10 protein-coding genes are annotated in these 17598 nt (G+C 44.3%); 2 read left to right on the forward strand and 8 right to left on the reverse strand.

From position 1 onward, the window contains the following. Positions 1-372: 372 nt before the first annotated feature. From B6K83_RS12740 to B6K83_RS12770, 7 genes are all read right to left on the reverse strand, one after another. Positions 373-2574 carry an OsmC domain/YcaO domain-containing protein gene (locus B6K83_RS12740; RefSeq protein ID WP_085285307.1) on the reverse strand — a complete coding sequence of 734 codons (2202 nt, stop codon included), beginning with the start codon at positions 2572-2574 and terminating at the stop codon, positions 373-375. 215 nt (positions 2575-2789) lie between these two features. Then, complete coding sequence (locus B6K83_RS12745) at positions 2790-5387, reverse strand: glycoside hydrolase family 3 protein (RefSeq protein ID WP_085285308.1); 2598 nt, start codon at positions 5385-5387, stop codon at positions 2790-2792. Further along, positions 5387-6643: a sugar MFS transporter gene (locus B6K83_RS12750; protein WP_092251388.1), complete on the reverse strand. Its 1257-nt coding sequence runs from the start codon at positions 6641-6643 to the stop codon at positions 5387-5389. Before B6K83_RS12750 ends, B6K83_RS12745 begins: the two co-directional genes overlap by 1 nt. A 171-nt stretch (positions 6644-6814) precedes the next feature. Further along, the gene (locus B6K83_RS12755) at positions 6815-9814 is read right to left on the reverse strand and encodes a TonB-dependent receptor (RefSeq protein WP_085285310.1); all 3000 of its coding nucleotides are present in this window, start codon (positions 9812-9814) and stop codon (positions 6815-6817) included. Between the two features lie 78 nt (positions 9815-9892). Continuing rightward, entirely contained in the window at positions 9893-13063 is a 3171-nt protein-coding gene (locus tag B6K83_RS12760) for a glycoside hydrolase family 16 protein (RefSeq protein WP_085285311.1), read from the reverse strand. 317 nt (positions 13064-13380) lie between these two features. Then, positions 13381-14211, reverse strand: coding sequence for a LytR/AlgR family response regulator transcription factor (locus B6K83_RS12765; RefSeq protein ID WP_085285312.1), 831 nt, complete (start codon positions 14209-14211; stop codon positions 13381-13383). Between the two features lie 9 nt (positions 14212-14220). Beyond that, positions 14221-15327, reverse strand: coding sequence for a sensor histidine kinase (locus B6K83_RS12770; RefSeq protein ID WP_085285313.1), 1107 nt, complete (start codon positions 15325-15327; stop codon positions 14221-14223). 189 nt (positions 15328-15516) lie between these two features. Between B6K83_RS12770 and B6K83_RS12775 the strand changes: the two genes are divergently transcribed. Further along, the gene (locus tag B6K83_RS12775) at positions 15517-16155 is read left to right on the forward strand and encodes a hypothetical protein (protein WP_139175580.1); all 639 of its coding nucleotides are present in this window, start codon (positions 15517-15519) and stop codon (positions 16153-16155) included. Positions 16156-16157: 2 nt separating this feature from the next. Then, positions 16158-16925: a DUF3307 domain-containing protein gene (locus tag B6K83_RS12780; protein WP_085285315.1), complete on the forward strand. Its 768-nt coding sequence runs from the start codon at positions 16158-16160 to the stop codon at positions 16923-16925. 69 nt (positions 16926-16994) lie between these two features. On the opposite strand, the gene B6K83_RS12785 is transcribed toward B6K83_RS12780, so the two are convergent. Beyond that, positions 16995-17267: a GNAT family N-acetyltransferase gene (locus B6K83_RS12785; RefSeq protein ID WP_085285316.1), complete on the reverse strand. Its 273-nt coding sequence runs from the start codon at positions 17265-17267 to the stop codon at positions 16995-16997. Between the last annotated feature and the right edge of the window lie 331 nt (positions 17268-17598).

Below are 17598 nucleotides of genomic sequence, written 5' to 3' on the forward strand. Positions count from 1 at the left end.
CTTACTATACGAGAGAGTTACTTCCCTTAGTGTTTTATGATTTTATCGTGCGTTTACTTTTTTAAAGTAGACGCTTTTTTTTGCTTAAAATTTAACAAGCTAGGCTTCCTGAAAACTTAACCTGTAATACCTCTAATGCTAGCTTTACAGCTGTTAAAGCGGCTATTGCATCAATAGCGAATGTGCCAAGCATTACATGTTGCGTTAGCAAAAGGCACGCAACTCTCACGCCCAACTCTAACGCCAGTACGCCGGTAAAAAGCAGGCATATAAAAAGCCAACATATGCAGCTACATTGGCTTCTTTCTTTATGACCTCTTAGTTAATGACTAATTGTCATACATGGCTAATTAGCAAGTAGCAACAGTAAGTTTAGTGGTTTTTAGCCGTCATTTCCGCCGCCACTTTACGGGCATGATGCAGTTTTTTATAGCTTTCAATTAAGCGCAGGTGCTTATCTAAGCCGTCAAGTTGCATATTGGTTTCTGTCAGGCCATAAAACCTCACGCTGCCATTAACTGAGCCCACCACATTCGCCATGGTGTCATCGCCATACATTCTATTTAAGTTATAAATAAAATCATCCAGTGCTAGCGTGTCATCAAGGCTAATTTCCAATACCGCTTGCATGGCTTGATAAAACAATCCGCGTTGTACGGTATTATCATTGTATTGCAAAAACTCTTCCACCAGCTCTTGAGCATTTTCTAACGCGCCTAACGCTAGATAAATCAGTAGTTTAAGCTCTAATATGGTGAGCTGACCCCACACGGTATTTTCGTCAAATTCAATACCAATCAAGGTTCGAATATCAATATAATTATCTAGCTGGCTATCTTCTAAGCGGGTGACTAACGCAGCTAACGCATCATCATCTAAACGATGAATATTAAGAATGTCGGCGCGATAATCTAATGCTTTATTGGTGTTATCCCACACTAAATCTTCCACCGGATATATTTCAGAATAATCAGGAACCAAAATACGACAGGCAGTCGCACCTAGTTGATCAAATACCGCCACATAGGCTTCTTTTCCTAAGTCGTTTAAAATAGCAAATAAATGATCTCTTTCTTGTTCATTGCTGCCGGAAAAATCCCAATGGCAAAACTCATGATCATAATTAGTACCGAAGAAGCGCCACGAAATAACACCGCTTGAGTCAATAAAATGCTCAACTAAGTTTTCCGGCTCAGCCACGGCTAAGCTATTAAAGGTTGGCTTGGCAACATCGTTTAAACCTTCAAAACTGCGCCCTTGCAGTAGCTCAGTTAAGCTGCGCTCTAGCGCCACTTCAAAACTTGGGTGCGCGCCAAACGAGGCAAATACGCCGCCGGTTTTTGGGTTCATTAAGGTGACATTCATCACCGGAAATTGCCCGCCTAATGAGGCATCTTTAACCACCACTGGAAAGCCTTGTGCTTCGAGCGCGTCTATCCCTTCAAGAATCCCCGGGTATTGTTCCAGTACATTTCTAGGCACGTCAGGTAAGACAATTTCTTGTTCTATAATTTGTCTTTTTACCGCGCGTTCAAATATTTCTGATAAACACTGCACCTGCGCTTCGGCTAAGTTATTTCCTGCGCTCATGCCATTACTTAAGAATAAGTTTTCAATCAAATTAGACGGGAAATAAACCGTTTCACCGTCACTGTGGCGACGATAAGGAATGGCACAAATACCGCGTGCAACATTGCCTGAGTTGGTATCAATTAAGTGCGAGCCGCGCAGTTCATCATCAGGATTGTAAATCGCTAAGCAATGATCATCTAGAATGCCTGCCGGTAACTCATCATTATCTTGCAGCGCAAACCATTTTTCGTTCGGGTAATGCACAAAGTCACTGTTCGCAATCTCTTGACCAAAAAACTGATCATTATAAAAAAAGTTACAGTTTAAACGCTCGATAAACTCGCCTAACGCTGAGCAAAGCGCACTTTCTTTAGTGGCACCTTTACCATTGGTAAAACACATAGGTGAAGCCGCGTCGCGAATGTGCAATGACCAAACGTTAGGGACAATATTGCGCCATGAGGCAATTTCTATTTTCATGCCTAAGTTGGCTAATATTGCCGTCATATTGCTAATAGTTTCTTCTAGCGGGAGATCTTTGCCTAAAATATAGGTATGGCTGTCACTGTCAGGTCGCTCCATTAACATGGCTTGTGCATCTTGGCTAAGGCTTTCCACTAACTCCACTTTAAATTCTGGCCCGGTTTGGATCACTTTTTTAACCGTACAACGGTCAATTGAGCGCGTAATTCCTAAGCGATCTTTCTCTGAAATATTTTCCGGCAGCTCAACCTGAATTTGAAAAATTTGCTTATAACGGTTTTCTGGATCAACAATGTTATTTTGCGATAGGCGAATATTTTCGGTTGGAATGTTGCGCGAATTACAATACACCTTAACAAAGTAAGCCGCACACATAGCAGATGACGCCAAAAAGTAATCAAACGGCCCAGGGGCTGCACCATCGCCTTTATAGCGAATTGGCTGATCGGCAACAACGCTAAAGTCGTCAAACTTGGCTTGAACTTTTAAATTATCGAGAAAATCAACGTTAATTTCCATGGTATTGGGTCCTAAATTTGCTAGCTATCATCACTGCCTTTACGCTTGCTTTATTGCATTAACAAGCGCGTAAACGCGCGAAATTATCTTAATGGCGGCAATTATCCTGCTTTTTAAAGCAATAGTCTTGGCTTAATTAGCAAAAGTGCTGAAATAGTAAAAAAATAACAAAAAAAAGCCGGTAATCATTACCGGCGATTAACTTAATTTACCTATTAAGGACATTGAATGAAGTGTGCTGTTGGCGGCTTTTTAGCAAAACTTAAGGCACTAATTGATAACGTCATCGCGCCTTGAGTCGATAATGCCAATGGCGACACCACTTTATCCATAGCCAGACCTTGCTGCACAAAACACTGTAAGTCTATGGCAATATCTTGCCATTGCCCTTGCGTCATAGCTTGTAACTGCTGGGTAATATCGACACTTGCACGACAGCTACCCGCGGCGTCACCTAACGACTCACAATGCATCATTATCGCCACAGGACTCGTAATGTCGCTGTCAGGTTTTACCGTCATTAATAGCACAGAATTTTGCTCTAACTCAAACGCGAGGTCTTCTCTAAAGCTGCTGCTAAACACCACGCCTGCTTCCGTACCGCCTTGGGTTTTTAGACGAAAAGCATCTTCTTGCACTACTTTATCGACCGTTCGATAATCAATGCCGGTTAAGCTCGCACTACTAGAGCGCAACTCTACGCTTTGCTGCGCCGAGGTTAAAAACATTCGCCATGGTTTTGCGGTTTTACCGTTAAAAATCACGGTGTTTTTAGCAGCACTGGCATCAGTTTGCACTGCTTCGGATAAATTATCAGACAAAGTGTATCGCGTTGATGTTGCACTAGCTTGATAGCTTAAACCAAAACCATAAGGTAACAACGGCTGATAGTCATCATCAAAGCGGTTGACCGTTTGGTTGGCGGTTTTTGGCCAAGAAAAGGATAACTTACCGGTAAAGTCGTACTGAATATTATTATCCGCATCGGTTAACAAGACATCGGCAACCGCTTTGCCTTCAGAGCCAGGTAACCAAGCCGCGACAAAGGCATCACTGGCATTGAGCTCAGCATTGACCCACATAGGACGGCCGCTGATAAAAATACTCACCACGGGAATACCTTGCGCTTTTAGTTTTTTCAATAACGCTAAATCGGTTTTCATGCCGCGTTGATAGTCTAAGTTGTCTTTATCGCCATGACCTTCTGCATAAGGCTCTTCGCCAAAAACCACAATCGCGACATCAGGCTGCTCGGTAAACTCGCCGTTTTCACTTAATGTTATCTTGCCGCCTGCTGCCTGAACCTGCGCGGCTAAACCGTCATAAATGGATGTACCACCAGGAAAGTCGTCATTGGTATTGTTCGTGCCCTGCCAGGTAATACTCCAACCACCAGACTGCTTGCCAATATTATCTGCACCATCTCCCGCCACTACAATATTTAGCGTTGGCGACAGCGGTAAAATATTGTTTTTATTTTTCAACAATACCAAAGACTCTCTTACCGCTTGTTGTGCAACAGCGCGATGCTCCTGATGACCAATCAAGGCAGTTTTACCTGAAAACACTCTATTGGCCGGGCTGGGTTTGTCAAATAAACCGGCGCGTAACTTAACCCGTAAAATACGGCTGACCGCATCATCAATGCGCGCTTGCGAAATAATGCCTTGTTTAACCTGTGCTATGGTATTTTCTAATAAAGGTTTCCAAGCATCGGTAGGCACCATAAAAATATCTAAGCCCGCATTGACCGCTTGCGGACAATTGTCATTGCGACAGCCGTCAATTTGGCCGTGACCATTCCAGTCTCCCACCACAAAGCCGTCAAAGGCCATTTTTTCTTTTAGCACTTGCGTTAATAAATAATCATGGCCATGAATTTTTTCCCCGTGCCAACTATTAAAAGAGGCCATCACAGATTGTGCACCTGCGCTTAAACCGCCAACATAGCCTTGGGCATGTAGGTCAAATAATTCTTGCTCTGAGGCAAGGTTATCGCCTTGGTCATCGCCAGCAACTGTACCGCCATCGCCAATAAAGTGTTTAACTGTGCTGATCACCCGATCGTCAGCTAAAACGTCTTTATCCGCATGACCTTGCAAGCCTTTAACTACGGCAGCGGCGTAAGTTCGAACTATTTCAGGATCTTCAGAATAGCTTTCATAGGTTCTGCCCCACCTATCATCACGCACGGTTGCAACCGTTGGCGCAAACACCCAATCTATGCCGGTTACCATCACTTCTTTGGCGGTAATTTGGGCAATTTTTTCCACTAACGCTGGGTTATTTGCCGCTCCTAGACCAATATTGTGTGGGAACAAGGTCGCGCCAATCACATTATTGTGCCCATGCACGGCGTCAGTGCCCCACATGGTCGGAATGCTTGAGCCATCTAACGAGTCATCAATTGAGGCCTGATACATGGCTTCAGCTAAAGCAATCCAGTCTTGTGGCGTGGCATGCTTATTATTATTGGGAAAAGCGCCGCCGCCATTAAGGTACGAGCCAAAACCGTATCGGCGCATATCTTCAACTCTAATATCACGAATTTCCGGTTGGATCATTTGTGCCACTTTTTGTTCTAAGCTCATTTGCGCTAACAATGCCGATACCCGACGCTCAAGGGCTGGATCGGCTCGCACTTGCGATGTTATGGTCGGCCATATTGACAAGTCTTTATGCAGCGCTTGTTTGGCAAGCGGCGCTGCTGCGCTTGGTGTTGGTGTTTTAACTTGTGCCTTCGGCTCGACATTACAACCGGTAATGGTCGCAACCGCTATGGCAGAGAGTAAAAATTTGGCAAACTGATGCATTATGCTTGCTCCTTTAACAAAGTTTCATTTACTTTTGCGCCACGTAAACCGTAATAAACAATAAAGCCATAGCAAAGTAAGGGTAATATAAACGATAATTGCAGCCCCATGCTGTCGGCGAGCATGCCCTGCACTAGGGGGACAATAGCGCCGCCAACAATGGCTAAGCATAAAATGCCAGCCCCTTGACTGGTGTGTTTTCCTAACCGATTTAGCGCTAAACTGAAAATGGTGGGAAACATGATGGAATTGCAAAGACCAACCAAAAGCAGTGCCCACATGGCAAGCGCGCCACTGGTAACTATGGCTAAAGTCACTAAAACTGCCGCAATCAAGCCGTTAAATGCCAACGCCTTGCCGGCAGCAATTTTTTGCATTACAGCCGCGCCAATAAAGCGTCCTACCATAGCGCCGCCCCAATAATAGGTAAGATATTTGGCAGCGTCTGATTCAGCTAAGCCAGCAATATTAGCTTCGCCGAAAAAGTTGATCATAAAGCTACCTATTGCCACCTCGGCGCCGACATAAACAAAAATCCCCACCGCCCCTAACACTAAATGACGATATTGCCATGCTGAGCCTGTGATCACTTCATCGGCCTCGGCTTCCGCACTGGCGATATGAGGCAGCTTTAGCCAAGCAAAAATGGCGGCTAATAGCAGCAAAGTGGCGGTTAGTATTAAGTAAGGCATTTTAACCGAGTCGGCGGAAGGAGTGCTCGCCATAGCATTAACGGCTTCATTTAAGATGAACAAACCGCCTAAATACGGTGCCACTGTGGTGCCTAAAGAATTAAACGCTTGTGTCATGGTCAACCTTGATGACGCAGACGCTGCTGGTCCCAGTAAGGTGACATACGGGTTAGCCGACACTTGTAAAATGGTAATGCCACTGGCTAAAACAAACAGTGCCGATAAAAACATCGGATAACTATGCATTGACGCCGCAGGATAAAACAGCAAGCAGCCCAGTGCCGCCACAACAAGCCCAGCAACAATGCCTTTTTGATAGCCAACTTTTTTAACTAAATGCCCCGCCGGTAATGACACTAAAAAGTAGGCACCAAAAAAGCAAAATTGCACCAACATAGATTGGGTATAGCTTAAGTCAAAAATCGCTTTTAAATGCGGGATTAAAATGTCATTTAAACAGGTAATAAAGCCCCAGATAAAAAACAATGAGGTTAATGAGATCAGCGCCAAGCGGTTTTGCCGCCCTGTGCCCTGAACTGGCGCGCTATCACGCTGCGCCGCCATGACCGATTGTCCAGCCATAAGAAGTATTCCTATATCGAGAAAGTTAGCGAGTAGCTGCCTAAGACGCGTTAACCTTAGTTAACGCGTAGCTAAGCTAGGCAACACCAAAGTAAGAAGTAGCTTTATTTAGCACTGCTGATATTAGTCAACAGCGCTAAACATTAAGCTGGCTTAGTTGTCCATGGTGTACCTAAAGCCCAAGGTGTATCTTGGCCCGTACTGAGCGGCACTTAAGAATTGGCTTTGAAAACGGCTAAAAGTGCGCTCGGTTTCATTGCTTAAGTTAACCCCTTCAAAAAACACCGTCATGTTGTCATTGACATCATAGTTAACACTGAGATCCCATTGCAGGTACTCTTCCGCGTATTGCGGTGGCGCGCCGGCGGCATCAGGTAAGCCTTGACCAATTAAGTACTGATCACGCCAAGCGGCGGTAATTTTCACCGACAAGCCATCTTTTTCATAAAACCCCTGTAAGTTGGCTGAGTCACTTAAGCCAGACAAAACGGCTTGTGAGGCTAAAACATAATTGTCATATTCAACATCGCCGTCAACAAAGGTGGCGTTAAAGCCCGCACCAAAACCAGACTCACCAAATAAATGCTGAATCGCCACTTCAATACCGTTTACTTTTCGCGACCCGACATTTTCCGGCGAGCTAATGGTCCATTCAATCAGCGGATCGCTGCCACTATCGGGCAAGATACGATTGTTCTCACCGATACCAACACCATTAGCAACAATCTCATTGTAGATAGCGGCATCGGTTGCTTGTTCGCCGCGCCCTTCTATTGCCGCCACAGCATTGTTCCAGCGCTGACCTAAATAAACATCATGTAAGCCGTCAAACGTGGTTTTTACCTCAGCGTTATCAATCCAGTCATCAACATCCTTCCAAAACAGTCCAACTGCCGCATAGCTAGCGTCACCATAGTAATACTCTAGTGTCAGATCGACGTTGGTGGATTTAAAAGGTTGTAAGTTTGGATTACCGCGACTACCACTGCGTGAGTTCAGTTTGGGCGATGAGGTTAAACTTAGGTTACCTAGCATGTCGCCCAGTGTCGGTCGAGTAATGGTTTGGCCCCATGACGCCCGCGCCACAAGTTCATCACTCAGATCCACTTTAATATCTAACATTGGCAACAGTAGATCGTATTTCCCTTCATAGTCGACTGTGACTAACTCACCACCACTGGCAAACTCTGTCATCCATTCTGAGCCGCCGGCCCAGTATACTTGCTCGGCAACACGGCTTTTTGCGGGGCTGACAATGTCAGTTTCTTCATAACGTACACCGAGATTAACCTGCACGTCATAGCCACTGACTTGGAATGCCCAGTCACTAGAGAGGTAAACACTGATGGTTTCTTCTTCTACTTTGTTAACCGGAAAGCCGTCAAAGGTGCCCACTTGATAAACATCACTGCCCACCACATCTTGGGTCAAGAATAAGGCTTGCCGAGTAAATGCTTCATCAAGATTAAAGGTATAGGCATACCCCGGGGCAACGCCACCCGCACCAAAGGCGAACTGATCTAAAAAGTCGCCCAAATCGACGCGTTCAAACATGCTATCGGGGAAGATTTCCGCAAAGGTACCATTGTTAAAGCCAGGCGCATTGGCGTTATTTGAGCCGCCCCAGCCACTTAAAGTTTGTTTCGTATAAGCGCTACCAAACTTGAGCGTTTCTAGACCAAAGTTAGTGTCGATGAGCAGCTCGCCATCTAGTTGTATTTGTGATACTTCAGACTCACCTGGGGTGCGGGTAAAAATACTAAAGTTTGAGCCTATTTGATTAGGACTGATCTCTTGACTGCCATTATTCCAGTTAATATTAAAGCCGGGAATATCACCATCTCGAAAAAAGTATTCTTTATTGGCTAAGTCGGCTGAGCCTAAAATAACCCGCGCATTAGCCCCTAACCCTTTGTCTTTACCATTGTCTGTGGTAGTTTTTGATGTATGGGCATCTAAAGTAAAGCTTAAGTTATCGGTGGCATACCACTCAATGTTGAGGCCAGTCGCTTTAGAGTCTACCTCATTGGTTTCGCGAAATGAGGTAAAAGAGCCATCATCACCGGCCGAGTTATAATAAATTGCCGTGCCATTTTCATCCAGTTCATAGGCATTGGCATTACCACCAAACGAGCCATTCCACATGCCCCAAGACAGCGAATTATTGCCGGTTACTGCATTTGACACGGTATGATCTAAGGTAAAGATCAAGTCATCTGAGGCAGCAAATTGCAGGGTGACTTGGGCATTGGTACGCTCGCGTTGAATATCATCTTTGGCAAAGCTAATTTCTTGTGGAAAAAACGACGCCGCAATGTATTCGCCATTTTCGCCGACGCTGGGGTCAAAAAACTGCCCGATAACATTACCTTCTGCGTCCATATGTCGGTTATCGATAATATTGTTTTCATCTAAGCTTAAGCTAGGGTTGACTAACCACGAGCGCACATTGGCAGATTGTCGTTGAAAGTCGCGACGATGATAAGAAAAGTTAGCCGACACGCCAAATCTGTCGTCGGCAAAGGTATTACTGTAAATACCAGCAACTTCAGGTGTAATATCGTCACCGGCAACCACCGAGCTATCGTGCATACCTTTGGCCATAAATGAGAATTTTTCGCCCTGATTTTGTAATGGCTTTGCCGTAACAATATTCACCGTTGCCCCTAAGCCACCGGTGGGCACTTCGGCGCGCGCGGTTTTCATGATCTGAAGTGAGCTAACGCCTTCTGAAGACAGGTTTTCAAAATTAAACGAGCGGGTAAAACCGGTACCCGCCATTTGACGACCATTTAAGGTGACTAAGTTAAAGTCTGGGCCAAAACCGCGCACGGTAATTTGGCTGCCTTCACCATTGCTGCGACTAACCGACACGCCAGTAATTCGTTGCAGCGACTCCGCTAAGTTAGTATCGGGAAACTTACCCATTTCTTCTGCTGAAATTGCATCTACCACACCAGACATATCGCGCTTAATGCTCATGGAGCGCAACAAGCTACCACGAATGCCTGATACTGTGATCACTTCCATATTGTCGTTTTGCTCAGTGGCTTCTTCAGCCTCAGCCGCTAATGCCTGCACGTTAAAGCCAGCACCAATAATTGCTGCGATACAAACCGCTAAATGTTTTTTCGAAAATGTAAAATGTTTCATGTTAATCCTACTCAGTTAAATTAGCTTGAGTTAGCGCAGCAAGATTCAACTCGCCGCGCCACTTTTATAATTAGGTGTTTATTGAGCCGTTATCGCGACATTATCCAGTCGATAAACTGCCCCCTCACCCGTTCCCCAAGCAGGGAAAACCATAATTACGTCAATTTCACTAGTATCTAAACCGCCAGCAAACAAATCAGCAAGTGCAAAGGTATATGTCTGCCATTGCCCCACCACAGGCGCGGCGCCTTCTTGACTGGCTGTTAAGTCCAGTTCTACCGCCGAGGTGGTATCACCAGCTTCAATTTTAAATTTCCATACTGCGTTGGCATCATTGGGGGCGCTCAGCACTTTCATCTCAAAGCGAACAACACCATTATCTTGTAATGCGCTGGCATCAAAATACACGCCCTCATTGGCTAAAAATCCCATCACAGTTGGCGAGCTGCCAATCACAAACTCCGCCACCATACCGTGCTCTGCGTCATCGGTTTCTTCTGTCGGGGTTGAACCACCACAACAATCCCAAATCGGCCACTCAGGGTGTTGAGCATTATCGTATAGAGTCAGGCCTTGCGCTGTAGGTACGCTAGACGGGTCATAAATCATCACATTATCTAAACGATAGACAGCGCCTTCACCACTGCCCCACGCTGGAAATACCATGATGACGTCAATAGCACTTAAATCGAGGCCGGCATCAAATAAGCTTTGTAATGTAAAGGTATAGGTTTGCCATTGGCCTACTACAGGTACAGCCCCTTCCTCGCTGGCGCTTAAATCCAACTCCACCGCAGAAGCAGCATCGCCGGCTTCAATTTTAAACTTCCACACCGCATCGGCATCATTTGGCGCACTAATAACTTTCATTTCAAATTGCATTACGCCGTTGTTAAGTAAGCTAGACGCATCAAGGTAAACATCATCATCAGCCAATAAGCCCATTACGGTTGGCGAAGCGCCAATAACAAATTCTGCGGTCATACCATGTTCGGTATCGTCATTTTCAAGCGTTGGTGTGGTACCACCACAGCAGTCCCAAATACTCCATTGCTCTTTGACATCATCGGCAAATAACACATGGCCGTTAAACCCTGTCGAGGCGTTAGGATCGTAGATCTTAGCGTTATCAACACGATAAACCGCGCCTTCACCTGTGCCCCACGCTGGGAATATCATGATGACATCAATGGCGCTGACATCTAAGCCAGCATTGGCTAAGTCGGCTAGTTTAAAGGTATAGGTTTGCCATTGCTGCGCCACAGGTACTACGCCTTCAACGCTGCTAGATAGTGGTAATTCAACCGCGGAAGTATTGTTGTCTGCTTCCACTTTAAATACCCAAGTAGCACTAGCATCGTTTGGCATAGTCACCACTTTCATCTCAAACTGAATAACGCCATTTGCCAAAATGCTTGTGCCGTCAAAAGGGGCTGGGCTATCAGTATTGCCTTCACGAGAGATAAAGCCCATCACGGTTGGCTCAGCACCAATGCTAAATTCAGCAACAGCGCCATGCGCTTCGTCATCGGTTTCAACCATTGGCGTTGAGCCGCCACAACAATCCCACATTGGCCAGCTGGGGTTTTGTGCATCTTCGAATAACACCACTTGTGGCGAGGCGCCAGTATCACCGGCAATGGTCAGGTTAGTGACTTGGTATACCGCGCCTTCGCCTGCACCCCAAGTTGAAAATATCATCACTACGTCAATTGCGCTTAAATCTAAACCGGCATCAGCTAAGCTTTGTAACGAGAATGAATAACGTTGCCACTCGCCCGCAACCGGTGCTGCGCCTTCTAGACTTTCGGCTAACAGCATATCAACCGCGGTACTACCTTCTTGGCTTTCTACTTTTAATACCCATTCAGCATCGGCGCTGTTTGGCATACTAACAACCTTCATATCAAAGGCTAATTTGCCAGTGGCAATTAATGGCGAGGCATCAAACGGGCTTGCTTGGCCTGCTGGGTCGTCGATAAAGGTATCGCGAGAAATAAAGCCATTCACCGTTGGCTCGGCGCCAACATAAAACTCCATCACATCGCCTTGTTCAACGTCGCTAACTAGCGTAGGGGTTGAACCACCACAGCAATCCCATGCTGGCCAATTAGGGTTGATGGTACCGGAAAATATTGTCAAGTTTTGTGCAACACCAACAGATGGTGGTGATGGAATTGGCGCTTTACCTTCGACTAAGGCATCATCAGCGCTGTCATAACCTGGGCGTACTGTTTCACAGCCTTTGCCGGTTTCTGGATCAGACTGACATTGATAAACCCTGACATAATCGACTTCAAATTTGTTATCGGCATGAAAGGCGCTGGCATCAACCCCTAACGCGTTGACGTTTTCAGGCCAGTTACCGCCAACAGCAAAGTTTAAAATTAAATAAAACTCTTTATCAAACGGCGCCGTGTCCCAAAAGGTGGTTAACTCGCCGGTAACTTGATCATAATACTCAGTAAACCAACCGCGATGTGCCAGACCTACTGCTTCATCTTTACTGTTATAACGCACTTTAGATTGGCGCTGCGTGGCATATAAGTAGTCATCCATATACCAACGAATTTCACCTTCTTGCCACTCTATCGCATAGGTATGAAAGTCATCGGCCGGGTTAACACCATCAGCTAGGCTATAGCCTTTACCTGAAGACGAATTATCGGGCCAGCTTTTGCCGTAATGCAGTGTGCCGTGAATATGGTTTTCTGCCTTGCCCTCGGCATCGGTTACGCCTAAGTTAACCGCTTCTAAAATGTCGATTTCACCCGATTTTGGCCATTCGCCATAGCTTTCATCGGTCGGCATCATCCAAAATGCTGGCCAACTTCCTTGACCGCTAGGCAGCTTGGCTTTGATTTCAATACGACCATATTTAAAGTCGGCTTTGTAGCGAGTGATCATGCGCGCTGAGGTATAAGGCAACTCTGCGCCTGCTGCTGCAGGTAAAGCAACTAGATGTAATTTGCCATCTTTTAGGTAGGAGTTTTCCTCACTGTCGGTGTAGCATTGTTTTTCTTGGTTACCACCACCCCAACAATTTATTTCATGGGTCCAGTTGCTGGTATTAATACTGGTGCCATCAAACTCATCACTCCACACCATTTGCCAATCACTAACCGGCTGTTGCGGATTGACAGCATCGGTATTGGTTTTGGTTTCAGCACTGCTACCACCGCAACCTACTAAGGTAACGCTTGCTAACAAAGCCAGTAAGCCTGTAATATTTTTTGCAGTTTTTATCATAATTTGTGTTCCAATTACCCAACTACTCTTGTTGCACTCGCTGTTGTGCTGCTCACAGATAGTTATATTTATTAAAGTGAAACGCTTAACAGCATAGCCTGATAGCCAGTACGTTAATCACTTAACAAACACTAGCCCCTGAAATGATACTGAGATAATTTACAAATAGTTACAAACGAAATGCGCTATGGTGGTTATAGCATGCGGTATGCAAAGTTTTATGCTAAATGTGCGGATAAAACGATACATATATCGGATAAAACGGTTAATTGTTAACCTGCCACTGTTACCTGTGAGTAACTAAGCTCAGCAAGGTGCTAAATCTGTTTTGCCTCAAGCAAGTCTTGAATAGCAGAGCTGTAATTGCGACTTACTTTTAGCTGCACTTCATCGCCTAATTCCAGCAGGCTTTCACTATTACGCAGTGACTTAATACTTTTAATGCAATTAACATTAACCAAGGTTGACTTATGAATGCGCGCAAAAATTTTCGGATCCAATTGACTGGCTAGTTTCTTCATGGTGATACGGACAATATGGGTTTCATTTTTGGTGTGTACGCACATGTAATCACCGGCCGCGTCAATCCAGCGAATATCTTTGATGGCCACAAACACTTTCTCATGGTCGCTGTTTTTAATCACTAACTCTTGCTCAAATGCCGTTGGCAGGGGTAAGTCTGACGCTAACCAGTTTTCAAGCTCGCTAATGGCAACACCTGAGGTTTCACCGAGTGCCTGCAGCAGTTTAAATTTTTCTTTACTGGAATCAAGCGGCTGAATCCGTTGTAAAATGCGCTGAACGGTTTTTTGCAAACGCCCTAAATTGGCTGGTTTTAACACATAATCTATGGCGTTAAGCTCAAAGGCATCTAACGCATATTCGCCATAGGCGCTAACAAACACCACCATAGGCAAGACATCGGCCTGTAAGGCTTGCACCACTTCAATGCCATTAAGCCCGGGCAAGCGTAAATCTAAAAACATCACATCAGGCGATAAGGTTTGACATAAATGGATCGCTTGATCGCCATCGCAAGCCTCCCCAATAACGTTAATTTCAGGAATTTTTTCCAGTCTAAGCTTTAGCCCCTCTAATGCTAAAGGTTCATCATCAACAATTAATGCCGTTAGTACTTTATTCTTCATATTATCGACTTATTGCTCAAATGGGATTGATATTGAAACCACAGTACCACCTTGCTCAGCATTGGCAATATTGACATGATAATTGCCCGCAAACATCGCACTTAACCTGGCTTTGGTATTAGTCAAGCCAATCCCGAAGCCATCGCTAGCTGGGGCGGACTGTTGTTGACCATTATCAGCAACTTCGATCAGTAAGCGCTCTGCTACTTGCTGAGCGCTGATACGAATTTCACCACCAGATTTTCGCAACTCTATCGCATGTTTAATGGCGTTTTCCACCAAAGGTTGTAATAACATTGACGGCACCTGACATGCCAATACCTCACTATTTACCGCAATTTCTACCTTTAACCGCTCACCAAACCTAACCTTTTCAATGGATAAATAGAGCTCAATTAATTCTAATTCTTTTTGCAAGGTGGTTTTACTTTTATCATTTTTATCTAATGAATAGCGGAAAAACTCGCACAGTTTATCGAGCATTTCATTGGCGGTGTCGTTGTCATTTTTATAGATCAAGGTGGAAATGGCATTCATGGTATTAAACATAAAATGCGGATTTAATTGATAACGTAACATTTGTAGCTGCGCATCTTTTGCTGCCGTTTGCGCGCGCAGTAACATTTCATGCTCACCTTGTAATTTAGTGTTATAAAGCATAATAAAGTAGATAGAAGTCCAGACAAACATGGTCGACAAGGAGAAGAGTAACCAACCACCAAATTCCAACATATCCCATGCTTCGTTCCATTGCTGCTGATACACCACCATTTTATAGGTGCTTAGTTTAATAACATTAAAAACTAAGCCTAAACTTGCCGCTGACAGAAAGCTTAATAGTAAGGTTTTTTTCAGTGGCAAATGAACAATTTTTCGGATCAATTGCCACTGCAAGTACGACAAAACAAAGCCACTAAAGGTTTCAAGAATCAGGTTAAGTAACTGGCCCGAGAGGTTAAAGCCAGTTTGGCCAATTTGCGGGCGAATAATGGCAAGAAAAACCACCACTGCGTAGCCTAACCAGCCGGTAATTTGTAGCGTCCAAAATTGGTGGCTTTGCTTTGAAAATGCTTGTGGCTCTATCTCGAGCGTACTTTCATAAGGTTTAACTGCCATAAATTCTCTATCTACGCCAACGATAAAATCGCAAATACTAACGATATAACAAATTTATAACCGCTAGCAACAAATGCGACAAAACGAGACAAAGCTGCGATAAATGCGCAATACCGCAAGCAACCAAATATAGTTGCATACAGCAAGGCAATTAAATACAATTGCTCAACCAAGGCAAGTGAAGGAATAATGATGATTGCGGTATTAACGGGCGATCTGGTTAACTCAACCAAGATGAGCAAACAAACTTATGCTAGCACTATCAAGGCATTACAAGACTTACTTGCCGAGGCAGCACAAGCATACCGCGCCAGTGGCGCCGTGTATCGAGGCGATGAATTTCAAATTCAATACCCTGAGCCAATTTTTGCCTTAAAAAGCACCTTACTGATCAAACTTGCTTTGCATTTATCAAGCAATTCAAGCAAGCCAATACAGTGCACACTGTCATTAGCTTATGGCGACTACAACCATTTAGATGAAAAACCAAACACCTCATCAGGGCCGGTTTTTATTCGCTCTGGTCGAGGGTTAACAAGTGCGCAACGTGGCGAGCTTGCCGTACATTTTCCAACAACAATAGCCGAGCAACAAACACGACTGTTGAGTCAGTTTTTAAACCATTTACTCAATCGATTAACCAAAAGCCAAGCCCAACTCTTATATCAATATATCGCCAGCGACTTTGCCGAGCATAAAAAACTTGCACAAATCACCGCCACTACGCGACAAAATATCAGTAATCGACTGGCCAATATTGGTGCGTTTTTAGTCAGAGATTATATGAAGTTTATTAATCAAAAAGTGTTGCAGCTTACGGAGACATAGACATGATACTATTGCTACTAATGCTAACGACGCACTTTATTAGTGACTTTTATCTACAACCCATTAGCAGCGTAACTGAGCGTGATAATCATGCGCTTAAACGTTATCAGCTTTGGTTACACTTTTTTGTGTATAGCCTGTTGCTGTTTTTGGTGCTCTTTGCGGCAGAGTTGTCATTGCTAACCGCCCTGACCGCCCTCGCGATTATCATGAGCTCACATGCCTTAAATCTATTCTGGCGCTATAAGCGTCGTAAAACCTTACGCAACTTTCTTCTGACACAAGTATTGCAACTTGTGGTTATTAGCTTAGTTTGGGCGCAGTTATCAAATATCTCACTTTCCCAGGCCCTGTTATTTATTCAGCACATTTTTAACACTAAAAACATTATCATAGTATTAGCGTACCTGTTGGCGTGTCAGCCGGCATCGATTGTGATTTCTTTAGCGCTAAAAAAGCACACCGATAAATTAACGAAACCAACAGACAAGCAATGCCAGCACAACCAGAATGACAAAGCGATTGGTTTGTTATCTGCTGGTGCTTGGATAGGCTATATCGAGCGCTGCTTAGCTATTTCTTTTATTTTTATGGGTCAGTTTGCCGGTATTGGCTTTTTGGTAGCAACAAAAACTATTTTTAGGTTTGGCGATCTGACTCAGCAAAAAGACATGAAGCTAACCGAGTATATGATGTTAGGCACCTTATTAAGCTACGCCATAGCCATATTTATCGGTTGGAATGCCAAGCAACTGTACTTTGCCTTGTAAGTCATTAGTAGCGAGTATGTCCATTATTAGCGCCTTTAACCTGTGGCTAAACGCACCATAGCACAAGGGTTATTCAGGCTTAGCAAATAGCGCCTGCTTTGCCGGGTTTTTTGCTTGATAATGAGCAATGTACGAGCATTTGGCGACCGCTTTTTTATGCTCCTTTGCAAGCTGTGCAAGCACCGCCTCTAATAGTGCTTTTGCAATACCTTGCCCGGCAAGTTGCTCTGGCACTAAAGTGTGAGTAAGGTGTAAATGACCATTAACTTCTTGATAACGTATATAGGCAATATGACCATCAATATGGTACTCATATTGGCATGCTTGGGCATTATGAAACAAGGTATGCTACATCATTTATCCAACAATTAAGCAATAAAAATATCACTATCCCATATTTTATGCACCGTGTCATATTCACAAACTTTACAAGACAACTTTGCGCGAGTAGAAAGGCAGGTAATTAAACTGGCTAATAAAACCATAGCGTGCTCTGCATCTAGACAATGATTAACTTTACATTTTTCTTGGTTTTACTTGTCCATAAAGCTGCAATTCCCCTTTAAAAATCTTTAAATCTTAGAAAATAACTCTGCACTTTACCGCTCGATGGTCAAACTCCATTCCATACGTGCAAAGCACTTAGCACTTGGTCATGACAAAAAAACTCCCT

The sequence above is a fragment of the Colwellia chukchiensis genome (genome assembly GCF_002104455.1).
In the GTDB taxonomy this organism is placed as follows: Bacteria; Pseudomonadota; Gammaproteobacteria; order Enterobacterales; family Alteromonadaceae; genus Cognaticolwellia; species Cognaticolwellia chukchiensis.

Bases quoted from the DNA above. Each gene is read 5' to 3' on its own strand.
- B6K83_RS12740 (WP_085285307.1), bottom strand. From the start codon at position 2,574: ATGGAAATTAACGTTGATTTTCTCGATAATTTAAAAGTTCAAGCCAAG.
- B6K83_RS12745 (WP_085285308.1), bottom strand. From the start codon at position 5,387: ATGCATCAGTTTGCCAAATTTTTACTCTCTGCCATAGCGGTTGCGACC.
- B6K83_RS12750 (WP_092251388.1), bottom strand. From the start codon at position 6,643: ATGGCGGCGCAGCGTGATAGCGCGCCAGTTCAGGGCACAGGGCGGCAA.
- B6K83_RS12755 (WP_085285310.1), bottom strand. From the start codon at position 9,814: ATGAAACATTTTACATTTTCGAAAAAACATTTAGCGGTTTGTATCGCA.
- B6K83_RS12760 (WP_085285311.1), bottom strand. From the start codon at position 13,063: ATGATAAAAACTGCAAAAAATATTACAGGCTTACTGGCTTTGTTAGCA.
- B6K83_RS12765 (WP_085285312.1), bottom strand. From the start codon at position 14,211: ATGAAGAATAAAGTACTAACGGCATTAATTGTTGATGATGAACCTTTA.
- B6K83_RS12770 (WP_085285313.1), bottom strand. From the start codon at position 15,327: ATGGCAGTTAAACCTTATGAAAGTACGCTCGAGATAGAGCCACAAGCA.
- B6K83_RS12775 (WP_139175580.1), top strand. From the start codon at position 15,517: ATGATGATTGCGGTATTAACGGGCGATCTGGTTAACTCAACCAAGATG.
- B6K83_RS12780 (WP_085285315.1), top strand. From the start codon at position 16,158: ATGATACTATTGCTACTAATGCTAACGACGCACTTTATTAGTGACTTT.